Below are 14,926 nucleotides of genomic sequence, written 5' to 3'. Positions count from 1 at the left end.
TCGGGCTGAAGCAACCCTACCGGCGCGGACTATCGTGGAGCCGTGAGTTCCCCCGCTGCCGAGTTCATCGTCCGTCCCGCCCGGGCCGATGACGTGCGCGGCATCCGCGAGATGCTCGAGCCGTGGGTGCAGCGTCGGATCCTGCTCGGCAAAGATCTCGTCGTGCTGTTCGAGTCGGTGCAGGAGTTCGTCGTCGCCGAGGCCGACGGTCAGCTCGTCGGCTGCGGCGCCCTCCACGTCATGTGGGAGGACCTGGGCGAGGTGCGCACCCTCATCGTCACCGACGCGTGGCTGCACCGCGGCGTGGGCGGCGCGATCGTCGACCGGCTCGAAGAGGGCGCCCGGGCGCTCGGCCTGTCGCGGCTGTTCTGCCTCACCTTCGAGGTGGACTTCTTCGCTCGGCGCGGGTTCGAGGTCATCGGCGAGCAGGTCGTCGACGCCGACGTGTACTCGCAGCTGCTGCGCAGCCCCGACGAGGGCATCGCGGAATTCCTCGACCTCGCCCACGTCAAGCCCAACACCCTGGGCAACACCCGCATGCTCAAGCACCTGTAGGCGTGCCGACCCGGCCGTGCCGAGGCATCCGCCTACCCTTTAGTCATGACCGACACGCCGCCCCGACGCCGCCTCTCGCCCGCGGTCTACCGTCGGCGACGCCTGGCGGTGCTGCTCGTCGTGCTGCTGATCGTCGCTGCGATCGTCCTCGCCCTGTGGCGACCTTGGGAGGGCGCCGCCGCGCAGGGCGGACCGACCCCGGCCCTAACGGAGACGACGGATGCCGCGTCGGCGCCCGCATCGCCGTCGGCAACGCCGTCCGCCGAGGCGGCCGAGCCCGCGGCATCCGACAGTCCGCCCGCCGAGGAGGACGCGGAGGTCGAGCCGTGCTCGGCCCAGTCGGTGCAGGTGTCGGCCGTGACCGACAAGGATGCCTATGGTGCGGGCGAGCTGCCGCAGCTGTCGATCTCGCTGACGAACGCGGGCGACGCGCCGTGCCTGCTCAACGTCGGCACCGCGACGCAGAAGCTGACGGTCTCGAGCGGCCCCGACGTGTGGTGGCGCTCGACCGATTGTCAGAGCGAGTCGAGCGACCAGGTCGTGCAGATCGATCCCGGCCAGACGGTGTCGAGCGTGACGCCGATCACGTGGGATCGCACCCGGTCCTCCGTCGACAGCTGCGGAAGCGACCGCCCCGCTGCCCCCGCCGGATACTTCAACCTCGCCGTCGAGATCGGTGGCCTCGCCGCTCAGCAGGACCGTCAGTTCGTCCTGCGCTGAGCGCGTCGGTGCGGCGCGTCGCGGGTCGCCGGCTCGCGTGAGACTTTTCTCACCGGGCCGAGGGCGACAGGCCTCCCTGCCGCCCGTACGCTGGAGTCAGCTCCCGGAGGCCCACCGCTGTCCCCCACAGCGGGTGTCGTGAAACCCCCCAGTGCAACGACCACGGATCCCCACCTCTGGTGAGCGATGGGCCCTCTCGATTTCTTCAGTCCCCAATGGAGAATCCGAGAGGGCCCCTTCTCGTTCCCCGGGCGCTCGCCGTCTTCTAGGCTGAGGTGATGGCCGGAAAGAAGCGCGGAGCGAAGAACCCCCTGCCCGAGTTCCGCAACCCGCAACTGGCCGACGCGCTGCAGACGCAGGACATGGCCGCCCTCGCCTTCGCGCTGCGCCACGGGCCGACCGTGGTGCCGCTCATGCGCCCCGGGAACCGCGACGACCCGCGCGACGTCGGCGAGATCTGGACCTACCGCGACCCCAACACCGGTGACCTCGCGCTGCTGCTGTTCAGCGACGCCGCGCACAAGCCCGAGGCGCTGCCCGCGCACGTCGCCCTGCAGTCGCCCGCCGGCCTGCGCGCCTTCCTCGGCGCCCACGAGGCCGCCATCACGACGGTGTTCTTCGACATCGCCGGCCCGCACCCGATGCAGGCCGCACCCGCCGACCTGATCGCCGCGCTCGACGCCTGACCCCCGCGGCGCAGCGCGGCGGGGTGCGGCCTCGCGGGGTGAGGCGGCGTCGCCGCTCCGACCTCGGGGTCAGAAGTCGGGGGCGTCTTCGCGGGATGCCGGGGGCTGGCGCACCTGCAGATCGCGCATGGCCCCGCCGATGGTTCGCGACGACGCGTCGACGACCGCGCGGTACCCCATGCGCTTCGCCTCGGACTGGCGCTGCGCCGACTGGGTCACGGGTCGGATCTCGCCGGCGAGGCTGAGTTCGCCGAACGCGGCGACCTGCCGAGAGACCGCGCGGTCACCGACGGCGCCGGCGATCGCGATCGCGATGGCGAGGTCGGCGGCCGGTTCGACCAGCCGCACGCCGCCCACCGTCGAGACGTAGACGTCCTGATCGCTCGTGACCGCGACGCCGCGCTTCTCGAGCACCGCGAGGATCATCGCGACGCGGGCGCTGTCGACGCCGCTGACGACCCGCCGGGGATTGGGCGCGCCGGTCTTCAGCGTCAGAGCCTGCACCTCGACCGGCAGGGCGCGGCGCCCCTCGAGCGCGATCGTCACGCACGTGCCGGGCACCGGGTCGCCGTGACCGAGGAAGAGGGCGCTCGGGTCGGGGACCTCGGCGATGCCGTCGCCGGTCATGTCGAAGCATCCGACCTCGTCGGTGGGCCCGAAGCGGTTCTTCAGTGCTCGGACGAAGCGCAGGGACGTCTGGCGATCGCCCTCGAACTGGCACACGACGTCGACCAGATGCTCGAGCACGCGCGGACCGGCGATCGAGCCGTCCTTCGTGACATGCCCGACGATCAGCACGGGGAGGTTCCGCTCTTTCGCGACGCGGATGAGCGTCGACGCGACCTCGCGCACTTGGCTCGGTTGTCCGGCGACGCCGTCCGACAGCGAGGACGACACGGTCTGCACGGAGTCGACGATCAGCAACTCGGGCTGCACGTCGTCGATGTGGCCGAGGACCGTCGCGAGGTCGGTCTCGCTCGCGAGGTACAGCGCGTCATGCAGGGCACCGGTGCGCTCGGCGCGCAGGCGCACCTGCCCCAGCGACTCCTCGGCGCTGACGTACAGGACGCGGCGTCCCGATCGGGCCGACTGGGCCGCGACCTCGAGCAGCAGGGTGGACTTGCCGACGCCGGGCTCTCCCGACAGCAGGATCGCCGCGCCAGGCACGACGCCCCCACCGAGCACGCGGTCGAACTCGCCGACGCCGCTCGACCGGCGCGGCGCCTCGCTCGTGTCGATCTCGGTGATGGGGCGCGCCGCCCGTGCGGCACCGGGGCTGACCGCCGTGACGCTCGTCGTGATGCCGGTCTGCGTCGCGGCCTCGACGACCGTGCCCCACTGCTGGCACTCACCGCACCGGCCGACCCACTTGGCGGTCGTCCAGCCGCACTCCGTGCAGCGGAAGGCCGTAGTGGGGGAGGGGCGACGGGAAGCCATGCGTCCAGGTTAGGTCGGACCACCGACATCCCTCGCCGCGCCGGCACGCGCGGCTGCACACCTCGACGGACCGGATACAGCCGACGTGTGTCAGGACGTGGCAGCGCCGCGGTCGATCAGGGGCGCAGGGATGCCGCGACCTCGCTCAACGCGCTCGCGGAGTGCTGGAACAACTCGAGCTCGCGCTCGGAGAACTCGACTTCGCGCACCGGGAACGCGCCGCGGCGGTTGACCACCGACGGGACCGACAGGGCCATGCCGTCCACGCCGTGGAAGTCGTGCAGCACCGTGGAGACGGGGAGCACGGCATCCTCGTCGCGGAGGATCGCCTCGACGATGCGCGCGCTCGACAGGCCGATCGCGTAGTTGGTCGCACCCTTGCCCTGGATGACCTTGTACGCGGCGTCACGGACGTCGACGGCGATCTGGTCGAGCTCGTCGGCGGTGAACTTGGGCTGGCCGTCGAGGGGCACCCAGTCGAGGATCGGGACCGTGCCGATCGTCGCGTGCGACCACAGCGGGAACTCGGTGTCGCCGTGCTCGCCCACGATGTAGGCGTGCACGCTCGAGATCGAGACGCCTGCGCGGCGGGCGATCTTCCAGCGCAGGCGCGACGTGTCGAGCACCGTGCCCGACGCGAAGATGCGCTCGGCGGGCAGGCCGGTCGCCTCCTGCGCGAGGACCGTGAGGACGTCGCAGGGGTTCGTGACGATGACGTACGTGGCGTCGGGGGCGACCTCGAGCAGCTGCGGCATCATCGAGGCGATGATGTTCGCGTTCACGCCGGCGAGCTCGGTGCGGGTCTGACCCGGCTTCTGCTTCGCGCCCGCCGTGATCACGACGACGTGCGACCCCGCGGCCACGGAGATGTCGGAGCCGCCGATGATGTCGCTCGAGCCGGTGAACTGCGCGCCGTGCGCGAGGTCGAGCACCTCGGCTTCAGCCTTCTCGGTGGCGATGTCGTACAGGGCCACGTGACGGGCCGACCCACGGATCAGGGACGCGTAGGCGACGCTGGATCCGACGGCACCCGCGCCGACGACGGTCAGTTTGGAGTTCTCGATCGCGCTCATGCTGACAGTCTGGCAGGCACCGCTTATGCGCCACCAGAGCGCCGACGGAGCGTGTGCCGGATGCGTCCGACGCACGCTCCGTCACGGGGTCAGTGCGAACCGTGCGGATCGGTCGCGTTGACCACGCGCACGACCTCGTCGTAGTCGCCCCGTGCCTCGCCGTGGCGCAGGAACCGAACACGGTCGACGAGCACCTCGCGCACGTCGGGGTCGCGCTCGAGGATTCCCATCACCTCGGCGACGAACGCGTCGAGCGGCTGCGCCTGCGGGTTGTCGGCGTGGCCGGGCAGCAGGTCGGTCTGCACCGCGGGAGGCACGAGCTCGACGATGTCGACCGACGTGCCGGCGTACTGCAGACGCAGCGACTCGCTGAGCATGTGGATCGCGGCCTTCGTCGCGTTGTAGCTCGGGGTCACGCGCAACGGCGTGAACGCGAGCCCCGACGACACGGTGACGATGGTGGCGTCGGGTCGCGTCAGCAGATGCTCGATGAAGGCCCCGATGAGGCGGATGGGTCCGAGCAGGTTCGTCTCGACGGTGCGCTCCGCGCTCGCCAGGAACCCGGCGGGGCTGGTCCAGTCCTCCGCCGCCATGATGCCCGCCATCGCCACGACGGTGTCGAGGTCGGGGTGCCGGGCGAGCACCTCGTCGGCGGCGCGCTGGACGGATGCCGCGTCCGCGACGTCGATGACGACCCCGTCGATCGCGGGGTGCGACCGGCGCAGCTCGTCGATCAGCTCGGTGCGGCGGCCGCCGACGATGACGGTGTTGCCGCGTTCGGCGAACGCGAGGGCGAGGGCGCGTCCGATGCCGCTCGTGGCTCCGGGGATGAAGATGGTGCGATCGGTGATGTTCATGCGACGACTCTCGTCGCGGCATCCGATCCGCTCCAGGCAGCGCTCATCGGGGGATCGGCGGTCCCTGGTTCCGCCGCCACGGTCCCGCCATGATGGGGGCGTGGACAGACCCGCTCTCGCCAGCTTCCTGCGCGCTCGCCGTGAGCGCCTGCGCCCGGAGGACGTCGGTCTGCCCGGGGGCGTGCGCCGCCGGGTGGCGGGTCTGCGTCGGGAAGAGGTCGCGCAGCTCGCGCTCATGAGCGTCGACTACTACACCCGGCTCGAGCAAGAGCGCGGGCCGCAGCCCAGCCCGCAGATGCTCGCATCGCTGACGCGGGCGCTGCGGCTCTCACGCGCCGAGCGCGACCACCTGCACCGCCTGGCCGGGCACACGCCGCCCGAGGTGTCGGGATCGGCGGACCACGTCGCGCCGGCGCTGCAGCGTGTGCTCGACCGCTTGGACGACATCCCCGCGCTCGTGGTCTCGGAGCTCGACGAGACGCTCGCGCAGAACGACCTCGCCCGGGCGCTGTTCGGTCCCCGCGAGTCGCTCACGGGACCCGAGCGCAGCGGTGCGTGGTGCTGGTTCATGCGTCCCGAGACCGAGCGCGCGGTGTACCCGGCGTCGGACCACGATCGTCAGAGCCGAGCGATCGTCGCGAATCTGCGGGTCGTCGCGGGGCGGACCGGGCCGGCATCACGCGCGGCGCGGCTGATCGCCGAGCTGCGCGCGGGCAGCGCGGAGTTCGCCCGGCTGTGGGACCTCGAAGAGGTCGCCGAGCGCTTCGCCGACCACAAGGTGCTGCTGCATCCCGCCGTCGGCGAGATCGAGGTGGACTGCCAGGTGCTGTTCACCGAGGACCGCTCGCAGGCACTGCTCACCCTGACCCCGCAGCCGGGCAGCCCGGGCGCCGAGAAGCTGCGGATGCTGGCGGTGCTCGGCCCGCTCGCCGCGGAGCGTCATCCGGGCTGAGCCCCGCGGCGGGTTCCGCGGGCGGTGCCGGGCGGGGCTCAGGAGGCGGGCGTCGGCTCGGGGACGCGACGGATGCCGGCGAAGGCGATGAGTCCGCCCAGCGCCATCAGTGCCGCGGTGACGATGGCGGCGCGGTGGAACCCTCCGAGGTCGAGGGTGCCGCCGACGATCGGGGCGAGGAACGCGATGACCACGAGCCCCGCGACGCGGGCGACGGCGTTGTTGACCGCCGAGGCGATGCCCGAGCGGTCGGCGTCGATCGCGCCGAGGATCGTCGCGGTGAGCGGCGACACGGTCGCCGCCAGTCCCAGACCGAAGACGAGCAGCCCGGGCAGCACCTGCCACCAGTAGTCGAAGTCCTCACCCACGAGCAGCAGCATCAGCGCGCCACCCGCCATGACGAGGGGGCCGACGGTCATGAACAGGCGCCCGCCGAGACGCTCGGCGAGAGACCCCGCCCACGGACTGAGCGCGATGAGCAGCACCGTCGTCGGCAGGGACGCGAGCCCCGCCAGCGTGGCGCTGAGCCCCGCGCCCTCCTGCAGGTAGACGCCGACGACGAAGCCGTTGAGCGAGAGTGCGGCGTACACGAACAGCGTGCTGAGGTTGCCGGTCCAGTAGTTGCGAGCGCGGAACAGGTCGAGGGGGAGGATCGGATGCCGCGCCGTGCGCTGCCGCACCAGGAACGCCGCGAACAGCGCGGCACCCGCGGCCAGCGGCATCCAGATCGCGGGGGAGGACCAGCCGAGGTTCGGCTGCTCGATGAGCGCGAAGACCATGCCGCCGAGACCCGCCGTGCACATCGCCGCACCGAGGACGTCGATGCCCGCGTCGGCTCGGCGTTCGTCGCGAACGGACAGTCGCGTGACGAGCCACAGCGTCACGGCGACCGGGATGACGTTGATGAGGAAGGCGTAGCGCCACGACAGCAGGTCGACGAAGATGCCGCCGAGCAATGGGCCGACGAGCGTCGCGCCCGTCGTGAAGGCGGTCCACGTGCCGATGGCACGGGACCGCTCGTGCCCGGAGAGCAGTGAGGTGATGAGGGCGAGGGAACTCGGCACGAGGAACGCGCCCGCCGCGCCTTGGACGGCCCGAGCGATGATGAGGAACAGGGGATCGCCGGCGAGACCGACGGCGATCGAGGCGACGCCGAATCCGATCAATCCGATGCGCAGCACGAGCAGTCGGCCGTAAGCGTCGCTGACCGAGCCCGCGAGCAGGATGAGTGACGACAGCGTGAGCAGGTACGCGTCGACCGTCCACTGCTGCGTCGCCAGTCCGCCGCCGAGTTCGCGTTCGATAGCCGGCAGAGCGACGTTCACGACGGTGCTGTCGAGGAACGCGACGGATGACGCCAGCGACGCGATCGCGATGATGAGTGCTGTCTGCGGGGCCGATGATCGCGTCACGAGGCCACGTTACGCCCGGCCGCGGACACCGTGGTTCGCAGCATCCCCTCGGATGTCGTAAACTGGTCGGCGGTGACGTGTCCGAGCGGCCGAAGGTGCAACTCTCGAAAAGTTGTGTAGGGTAACCCCCTACCGTGGGTTCAAATCCCACCGTCACCGCCAGTGAAAACCCCCGGTTATCCGGGGGTTTTCTGCATCTGTGAGGCGTGCGTGGTGCACTTTTGGTGCACATCTGAAGTTGAGGCCGTGGACCGATTGGGCAGGAGCCGGAGGTGATCGACTCCGCCACTGAATCGAACCAGGCCGGAGCGCTTCTCGTGAATGAGGTGGAGCCTGGGTATGCCGCGCAGATCCGCACCCGCGTGTTCGACCTCCTGGAGGGCCAGCAGGTCGAGCAGCTTGAGCGCGCTGCAGAAGCCATCCTCACTCCATTGCGGGGCGAGTGTGTCGACCTCCTCCCGCCTCGGCCAGGGCGCTAGGACCACAGCACGGGGGCGATCATGCCCGCATGCCCGCAAGAAGATGCCTAGTGCAGGTCGCTGCCGTGATCTTCGTATCGTCTCAGCTCTGCAAGCTCTGCGCGCAGCAGCGGGCCGTCGGAACGGGGGAGGGCCTCGTCGAGCGCATGTATCCAAGGTGCCAGGTGCGCTGACCTTGGGTCGATTCCCAGTCGCACCAATCGGCGCGAGAGCCACGACGACGCAGTTGTGGCAACGTGCCAGAAACGATCGTTCTTGGCATACCGTGCGCCGGTCGTTCGGAAGCGCTACCAGAAACGTGAGTCGATACCTGGGTTCCCGGTGATCCCGGAGTTCTCCCACATGCGCCGAGCCCGGTTCGAAGATGGCCGTCAACGGATCTTCCGCCGCGCATACAACTACGACATCCCACCTGGAAACGGGTCCGTGTCCGACTCGGGCCTGATTTTCGTGTCCTTCCAAGCCGACGTCGACACCCAGTTCACTCCGCTGCAGAAACGCCTCGACGAACTCGACCTCCTCAACGAGTGGACCGTCCCGATCGGTTCTGCGGTCTTCGCCATCCCACCTGGCTGCGCCGAAGGCGGATACATCGGGGACACACTTTTGAACTGAACCGGCAAACGCCGGGACGAAAAGCTGCCGCATCGCTTCTGAGGTGCAGGCAGGTGGGGCGTCACCTTTCCCTCCCGACGTCCCACGGTCGCCAGAGGTGGTGGTGCGCCGAAGGTGACCGGCCCGGGTGAGCGCGCACGGAAGTGCCGCCCACCCGGGCCACTCACACTCCGTCTTCTGTGGGTCTCACCCAGATGCTGCGTCCGACTCTTCGCCACGATCGAGTCTGCTGAGCTCGATGTTTCATCGGGTGTTCACTCACGAGCCAGCCCACGGCCCGACACGGCAGGTTTTCTGTATTGGTCCACGCGTCCCGTCCCATGCGGCGCGTTTTACTCGAGAGGCTTCCCCCGCATGAAATCGTTCATTCGCCGACGGCGCGTCATCGCTGCGTTGGGCGCCACTGTGACCATGGTTGGCTTCGTCTCGATGAGCGCGTTGCCCGCCTCAGCGATGGCTGATGACCTTACTGAGAACGGCGGAGCCACCCGCAACGACGGCGACATGACCCAGTTGCTGCGGGACTCCATTGTTGACGGCCCCGCAAAGAACGTCATCCTGCTCATCGGCGACGGGATGGGCGACAGCGAGATCACGATTGCCCGTAACTACGCCGAGGGCGCTGCAGGTGAGTTCGCTGGTATCGACGCTCTGCCGTTGACCGGCCAGTACACGACCTACGCCCTGACGGATACGGGTGCGCCGAACTATGCGCCCGAGTCGGCCTCGACCGCGAGTGCGTGGTCTACCGGCACCAAGACCGTCAACGGCCGCCTCAGCGTCGACGTCGCCAACGCGCCGCAGGCCACTCTCCTGGAGATCGCTCGCGCGAACGGAATGAAGACAGGGAACGTCTCCACCTCGGAGATCCAGGACGCCACCCCCGGCGCCCAGGTCGCGCACATCTCCGCGCGTGGTTGCTATGGTCCCAACGAGACCAGCCAGCGCTGCGCTTCCGAGGCGTTGGAGAACGGCGGCCTCGGGTCCATCAGCGAGCAGATGCTCAACGTGCGTCCCGACGTGACGCTCGGCGGCGGTTCGGCTTCCTTCGAGCAGACCGCCAAGGCCGGCCCGTGGGAGGGAAAGACCCTTTTCGAGCAGGCGGAAGCCCGCGGTTTCCAGCTAGTCGGTGACGCCGCGAGCCTCGATGCGGTCACCGTCGCCGATGCGGATCAGCCCCTGCTGGGACTCTTCACCGAAGGTAACTTCCCCGTCCGCTGGCAGGGTCCCGTGGCGACCGACCTCACCTCGGGTGGTTCCCTGCCCGCCGCAGTGGCCTGCACGGAGAACCCCGACCGTCTCGCGAGCGACCTCTCGCTCGGATCGCTGACGGAGAAGGCAATCTCCCTGCTGGACGGCGAGGACGGATTCTTCCTCCAGGTTGAGGGCGCGAGCATCGATAAGCAGGACCACGCCGCCAACGCGTGTGGGCAGATCGGCGAGACGGTCGACCTTGACGAAGCAGTGCAGGTCGCTCTCGCCTTCGCCCAGGAGCGCAAGGACACCCTCGTCGTCGTCACGGCAGACCACGCACACACCAGCCAGATCGTCGGCTCGCCGATTCCCGGCCTGAACACGCACCTGCTCACAGCAGATGGCCAGGAGATGATCGTCGCGTACGGCACCTCCGCCCAGGGCGGATCGCAGCAGCACACCGGAGCGCAGGTGCGGATCGCCGGCTACGGCCCCGGCGCTGCGAATGTGGTGGGGCTGACCGATCAAACCGACCTGTTCTTCACGGCGGCAAACGGCCTGGCCCTCGAGCGCAATCTTGCGTCGCTGTCGGCCAACGCCACGATCTCCGCGCCGGCAGAGGTGCAGCCGGGTGCCACCTTCTCGGTCACCGCGGCTGGGCTCAACGCGGACTGGCAGACCGACGCCACCTTGGCGTCTGAGCCTGTCGACCTTGGCGCGCGGGATGTTCTCAACGGCACCGTGACCTACGAAGTCACCGCGCCGATGGAGGCGGGTGCTCACTCCGTGACCCTCACCGGCGCCCAGACCGGGACGGTTCTTACCGCGCAGTTCGCCGTCACGGACGCCGCGCCGGCGAACCCGACGCCGGAGCCGCTGCCCACCGAGACCGGTGCCGCAGCAGCCGGTGGCAGCAGCAACACCAACAACCCCCTGGCCCGCACGGGCGGGGCGCTCCCGATCGGCTTCTTCGTCGCCGGCCTCCTGGCTGTCACCCTGGGTGCTCACCTGGCATCCCGCCGTCGCCGCCGCACGGTCTGATCCCTTCGCGATGCCGGGAACCTCATTGGGAGGTTCCCGGCATCGTCGTATCCGGGTGTGTGCCCCCGGCTGCGCCCCGGATCTTGTCCGCGATCTGGAGCTCTCCCGCACCAACGTCTCCAACCGCCTCCGCCGCCGTCGTTCGCACGCGCCGCTTCCGGCGCATACACCGCAACTGACATTCACGCGCGCGGGTAAGCTGTAAGAGATGGTCTCCTCGGCCCGGACTCCGCGATCCGTGATGCTGAGTGAGCGTCTGCTGATAATGCGTTTCATTACCAGTGTCGGTTTGGCATTGCTTCTGATGATGGGGATCGCGGCGGCTAGCCATCTTGAAGGTAAAGGAACCGCGCCGGTTCCCCTAGTGATCAGTGCTTTGGTGGATCCGCACATCGACCCCGCCGCGCCGGACTCGGAGGTCTCGGTGATTGCCGAGGTAACGCTCCAACCTGACGCGCTGGCAGGAGTCGCTCTGTGTGTTCTGGGCGTACTGTGTGGCCTCGTCTTTTTGGTGCTGGCGAGGTTGATGTGGCGCTCCCGTCCTCCTTCTGTGCCTGAGTGGCAGCCGCTTCACGCTTTGTCGCTTCTTGCTTCTCCTGCTCGCCCGCGTGTGAGCGCTCTGTCTCTTCCTCAGTTGGGTCTTTCCCGAACCTGAAATCCGGCACGCCGCCTGTCTGGGCGGCGCTCGTCCCGGGCTGTGCCCGGGTTCTGTCCTGTGCCGTGTGAAGTGTTCGGAGTACCCGATGAAAACCCCTGTCAAAGCGACGTTGATCGCCGTCGCGGTCGCCGCCCTGCTGGTGCTAGCCGCAATCATCTATGCCCTCGTCAACCGGAGTCCGGCCGCACCGCCGGAGGGAGGCGCCGGCCCGGGGACCCTGTCAGTGGTCCGGGAGAGCTCCCACGTCCTCGACGACGGCGGCCCGGAGGCGGTGACCGTGGTGGAATTTCTCGACTTCGAGTGCGAGGCGTGTGGCGCGTTCTACCCGATCGTCGAAGACCTGAGGGGACAGTACGCGGGGGAAATCACATACGTGGTCCGCTACTTCCCGCTGCCCGGGCACTTCAACTCGAAGAACGCGGCGATCGCGGCAGAGGCCGCTGCAGGTCAGGACCGTTTCGAGGACATGTATCACCGGCTTTTCGAGACGCAGGCGGAGTGGGGCGAGGCACAAGAGTCCCGCGCTGATCTGTTCCGCAGCTTCGCCGAAGAACTCGGGCTGGATATGGCAGCGTATGATGCCGCGGTCGCAGACCCGGCCACGGCAGAGCGAGTGGAGCTGGACTTCAACGAGGGCCGCGCGCTCGGGGTGGGCAGCACGCCAACTTTCTTCGTCGACGGCGAGTTGCAGGAGCTGCAGGAGTGGGGTGACCTGGAAGCCGCGATCCAGGCCGCGGTGAACGGCGAATCCTGATGCCCGCGGGGTTGTCGCACCGGCGAGTGATCATCGTCGGCGCCGGGCAGGCCGGTCTTGCCGTGGCCGCCGCGTTAAGCGCGAAAGGGCTGCGACCGCAACACGAGTTCGTGGTAATTGACGCTGCGCCGGAAGGTCAGCGGTCGTGGGCGTCCCGGTGGCATTCGATGATGCTGCTCAGCGATGCCCGGCACAGCAGCTTGCCGACGCGGCGATTGCCGGGGGATCAGCGGCGGCATCCCCGGGTCGACGAGATGATCGACTACCTCACGTTCGTCGAGGCGGGGCTTCGCGTAGAGACGGTCTGGGGCATCCGTGCGGTCGGCGTGGAGCATCGCGGCAACGGGTCCACGTTGCTGCTGACCACCACGGCGGGGGAGGTGCAGACCCGCAACGTGGTGTGCGCGACCGGCGCCGCTGCGCATCCGCGGGTGCCGAAGTGGGCGTCAGGACTGACCGTTCCCGGTGTCGTGTTGCACAGCAGCGACTACCTGTACCCGCGGCAGATTCCCACGAGTGATGTGCTGATCGTCGGCGGCGGCAACAGCGGGGTGCAGCTGGCCCGGGAGTTCTCCGCGTCGCACAGGGTGACGCTTGCAGTCCGGACACCCCGCCGTCTCCGGCCGACTGCCGGGTACACGGCAGCGGCGGGGGAGAGCGTGTCATGGCTGTCGCGTGAGCGGCGCGCCGAGCCGGTATTCGGCGATAGCTACGAGCAGCTGCGCCGCGACGGGGTGACCCTTCGCCCGGCGGTCACCTCCGCGGCCGGGACGACGGTGAGCTTCTCAGATAGCAGCCAGGCCCAGCCCGGTTCGGTGATCCTCGCCACCGGCTACCTGCCCGGCGACGGGTGGCTCCCGGATGCGGCGCGCAAGGACACATCCAGGCGCACCCTGACCGGGATGCCGGGACTGTTCGTCGCGGGCATGCCGCAGTACGGCGGCCGCGGCGCCGACACCATCGCCGGTGTCTGGCGGGACGCCACCACAATTGCTCACCACATCATCCACCGCCCCTGAAGGAGCACCGTCCATGAAGAGAACACCCACACCCTGGTCTCGCAGAACCGCTTCTCCCGTTATCGCCGGTCTGACGGCGCTGCTCGCGGCCAGCGGACTGCTGCTGGCCAGCGCGGTCCCCGCCGCCGCGCACGACAATCTGATCTCCTCGACTCCCGAATCCGGCTCGACGGTCGGCATCTCCCCGGCGGAGGTCTCCCTCGCTTTCGGTGGAGAGCTGCTTACCGCGACCAGCGCCGTGGTGATCGAGGTGACCTCCCCGGACGGGCGGAACATCGCTGAGGGTGAACCGGTCGTCGACGGAACCACCGTCACTCAGGAGCTTGAACCCGAGACCTCTGCGGGCGTGTTCACCGTGCTGTGGCGGGTGGTCTCCAGCGACGGGCACCCGATCAGCGACCAGTACACGTACACGGTGGAACCCGCCACCATCCCTACCAGCACACCGAACCCCACGGCAACGACGGAGCAGACCCCCGAACCGTCTCCGACCGCCACCACCGCCGGCACGGCCGGGTCGGATGTGCACACGGGCCCCTCCGGCGGTGGGGAATTCCTGCCAGTCATGGCTGTGATCGGCGGCGTGGTCGTCTTCGGAGGTGCGCTGGTGGTCGTGCTGATGGCGGGAAGGGAACGCCGCCGCCGCGACCGCGCTGCTGCTGCTGCGGCGGCCGCCGCAACGGGGAACCCAAATGAGACGGGGCAGGCACCCCGTCCCATCGACACGTGAACCTGGGCCGGGGCCGAGCCCCTGCATCCGAAGGAGAACATCATGAAATGCCCCGTCGACGCCACCGACCTGCTCATCACCGAGCGATCCGGCGTGGAGATCGACTACCGCCCGCACGGCAGGGAGCGGGATCAGCATGGCCGCACGAGCCGCCGCAAGCGGGAGGGATTCGTCGGTGAGTTCTTCGGCTTCTGACACGGCACCCCCCAGAAGACCCGCCCAGGCCCGCCGGTTCGCGGTCGCTAGCGTCACCGCGGGCGTGGTGGTGCTGATTGACCAGGCCAGCAAAGCGGCGGCCCTGTCCGAGCTGAGCGAGACCGATCGCATCCCGCTGTTGGGCGACGTGTTGGGGCTGCAATTGGCCTTCAACCCAGGCGCGATTCTCGGCCTAGGGTCCGGAGCCACCTGGCTGCTCACCCTGCTCGGCGTGGCCGCGACCGTGGTGCTGTTCATCGCTGCGCTGCGAGCCCGCACCGAATGGTGGGCCGCCGGCATCGGGTTCATCCTGGGCGGCGCACTCGGGAACGTGATCGACCGGCTGCTCGCCCCACCGGGCTTCGGACGCGGATACGTGACCGACTTCCTCGCCTATGGGAATTGGTTCATCGGCAACCTCGCCGACGTCGCCCTCGGAATCGGAGTGCTGATCCTGGCAATCGGGGTCTGGGGCAGCCACCGCGCCACCACCCGTAGCGACGCCAGCGCGCACCTGGGCTCGAACTCCTCGGTGGGTGGGCTGTGACC

The 14,926-nt window shown here is 69.2% G+C and carries 16 protein-coding genes, 1 tRNA gene and 1 pseudogene; 14 read left to right on the top strand and 4 right to left on the bottom strand.

Annotated elements, in window-relative coordinates:
• Positions 1 to 42: 42 nt before the first annotated feature.
• The 3 genes from PUW82_RS01170 (at position 43) to PUW82_RS01160 (ending at position 1,961) form a co-directional block, all read left to right on the top strand.
• Positions 43 to 555: an amino-acid N-acetyltransferase gene (locus PUW82_RS01170; RefSeq protein ID WP_274220513.1), complete on the top strand. Its 513-nt coding sequence runs from the start codon at positions 43 to 45 to the stop codon at positions 553 to 555.
• A 45-nt stretch (positions 556 to 600) separates the two neighbouring features.
• Entirely contained in the window at positions 601 to 1,275 is a 675-nt protein-coding gene (locus PUW82_RS01165) for a hypothetical protein (RefSeq protein ID WP_274220512.1), read from the top strand.
• Positions 1,276 to 1,553: 278 nt separating this feature from the next.
• Complete coding sequence (locus PUW82_RS01160) at positions 1,554 to 1,961, top strand: dehydrogenase (protein ID WP_274220511.1); 408 nt, start codon at positions 1,554 to 1,556, stop codon at positions 1,959 to 1,961.
• Between the two features lie 69 nt (positions 1,962 to 2,030).
• Here the strand turns inward: PUW82_RS01160 and radA are convergent, their stop codons facing one another.
• The 3 genes from radA to PUW82_RS01145 form a co-directional block, all read right to left on the bottom strand.
• Entirely contained in the window at positions 2,031 to 3,398 is a 1,368-nt protein-coding gene (gene radA, locus PUW82_RS01155) for a DNA repair protein RadA (RefSeq protein WP_274220510.1), read from the bottom strand.
• A gap of 116 nt (positions 3,399 to 3,514) precedes the next feature.
• The gene (locus PUW82_RS01150; RefSeq protein WP_274220509.1) at positions 3,515 to 4,471 is read right to left on the bottom strand and encodes an L-lactate dehydrogenase; all 957 of its coding nucleotides are present in this window, start codon (positions 4,469 to 4,471) and stop codon (positions 3,515 to 3,517) included.
• Between the two features lie 89 nt (positions 4,472 to 4,560).
• On the bottom strand, positions 4,561 to 5,328 hold the full coding sequence (locus PUW82_RS01145; RefSeq protein ID WP_274220508.1) for an SDR family oxidoreductase: 768 nt from the start codon (positions 5,326 to 5,328) through the stop codon (positions 4,561 to 4,563).
• A gap of 100 nt (positions 5,329 to 5,428) precedes the next feature.
• Between PUW82_RS01145 and PUW82_RS01140 the strand changes: the two genes are divergently transcribed.
• On the top strand, positions 5,429 to 6,280 hold the full coding sequence (locus PUW82_RS01140) for a helix-turn-helix transcriptional regulator (protein WP_274220507.1): 852 nt from the start codon (positions 5,429 to 5,431) through the stop codon (positions 6,278 to 6,280).
• A gap of 38 nt (positions 6,281 to 6,318) precedes the next feature.
• Here the strand turns inward: PUW82_RS01140 and PUW82_RS01135 are convergent, their stop codons facing one another.
• Positions 6,319 to 7,692 carry an MFS transporter gene (locus PUW82_RS01135; protein ID WP_274220506.1) on the bottom strand — a complete coding sequence of 458 codons (1,374 nt, stop codon included), beginning with the start codon at positions 7,690 to 7,692 and terminating at the stop codon, positions 6,319 to 6,321.
• 71 nt (positions 7,693 to 7,763) lie between these two features.
• Between PUW82_RS01135 and PUW82_RS01130 the strand changes: the two genes are divergently transcribed.
• The 10 genes and pseudogenes from PUW82_RS01130 to PUW82_RS01085 all read left to right on the top strand — a co-directional run bounded on the left by PUW82_RS01130 (position 7,764) and on the right by PUW82_RS01085 (position 14,924).
• A tRNA-Ser gene (locus PUW82_RS01130) sits at positions 7,764 to 7,854 on the top strand.
• 110 nt (positions 7,855 to 7,964) lie between these two features.
• Positions 7,965 to 8,171 carry a hypothetical protein gene (locus tag PUW82_RS01125; RefSeq protein ID WP_274220505.1) on the top strand — a complete coding sequence of 69 codons (207 nt, stop codon included), beginning with the start codon at positions 7,965 to 7,967 and terminating at the stop codon, positions 8,169 to 8,171.
• A gap of 312 nt (positions 8,172 to 8,483) precedes the next feature.
• Positions 8,484 to 8,786, top strand: a pseudogene (locus tag PUW82_RS01120) (Dyp-type peroxidase); the annotation flags it as partial.
• A 354-nt stretch (positions 8,787 to 9,140) separates the two neighbouring features.
• Positions 9,141 to 11,021, top strand: a complete 1,881-nt coding sequence (gene phoA, locus PUW82_RS01115; RefSeq protein ID WP_269268770.1) for an alkaline phosphatase — start codon at positions 9,141 to 9,143, stop codon at positions 11,019 to 11,021.
• A 208-nt stretch (positions 11,022 to 11,229) separates the two neighbouring features.
• Positions 11,230 to 11,676 carry a hypothetical protein gene (locus tag PUW82_RS01110; protein WP_162815388.1) on the top strand — a complete coding sequence of 149 codons (447 nt, stop codon included), beginning with the start codon at positions 11,230 to 11,232 and terminating at the stop codon, positions 11,674 to 11,676.
• Positions 11,677 to 11,764: 88 nt separating this feature from the next.
• On the top strand, positions 11,765 to 12,433 hold the full coding sequence (locus PUW82_RS01105) for a DsbA family protein (RefSeq protein WP_114587702.1): 669 nt from the start codon (positions 11,765 to 11,767) through the stop codon (positions 12,431 to 12,433).
• 26 nt (positions 12,434 to 12,459) lie between these two features.
• Positions 12,460 to 13,452: a flavin-containing monooxygenase gene (locus PUW82_RS01100; RefSeq protein ID WP_240309648.1), complete on the top strand. Its 993-nt coding sequence runs from the start codon at positions 12,460 to 12,462 to the stop codon at positions 13,450 to 13,452.
• A gap of 13 nt (positions 13,453 to 13,465) precedes the next feature.
• Entirely contained in the window at positions 13,466 to 14,182 is a 717-nt protein-coding gene (locus PUW82_RS01095; RefSeq protein ID WP_274220504.1) for a copper resistance CopC family protein, read from the top strand.
• A gap of 42 nt (positions 14,183 to 14,224) precedes the next feature.
• Entirely contained in the window at positions 14,225 to 14,377 is a 153-nt protein-coding gene (locus tag PUW82_RS01090) for a TFIIB-type zinc ribbon-containing protein (RefSeq protein WP_210006405.1), read from the top strand.
• 64 nt (positions 14,378 to 14,441) lie between these two features.
• On the top strand, positions 14,442 to 14,924 hold the full coding sequence (locus PUW82_RS01085) for a signal peptidase II (protein ID WP_274220503.1): 483 nt from the start codon (positions 14,442 to 14,444) through the stop codon (positions 14,922 to 14,924).
• The last annotated feature ends 2 nt before the right edge of the window (positions 14,925 to 14,926 follow it).

The organism is Microbacterium thalli, assembly GCF_028737325.1.
In the GTDB taxonomy this organism is placed as follows: Bacteria; Actinomycetota; Actinomycetes; order Actinomycetales; family Microbacteriaceae; genus Microbacterium; species Microbacterium thalli.
The sequence above is the reverse complement of the archived record's forward strand: the minus strand, read 5'-3'. Positions and strand labels throughout refer to the sequence as shown.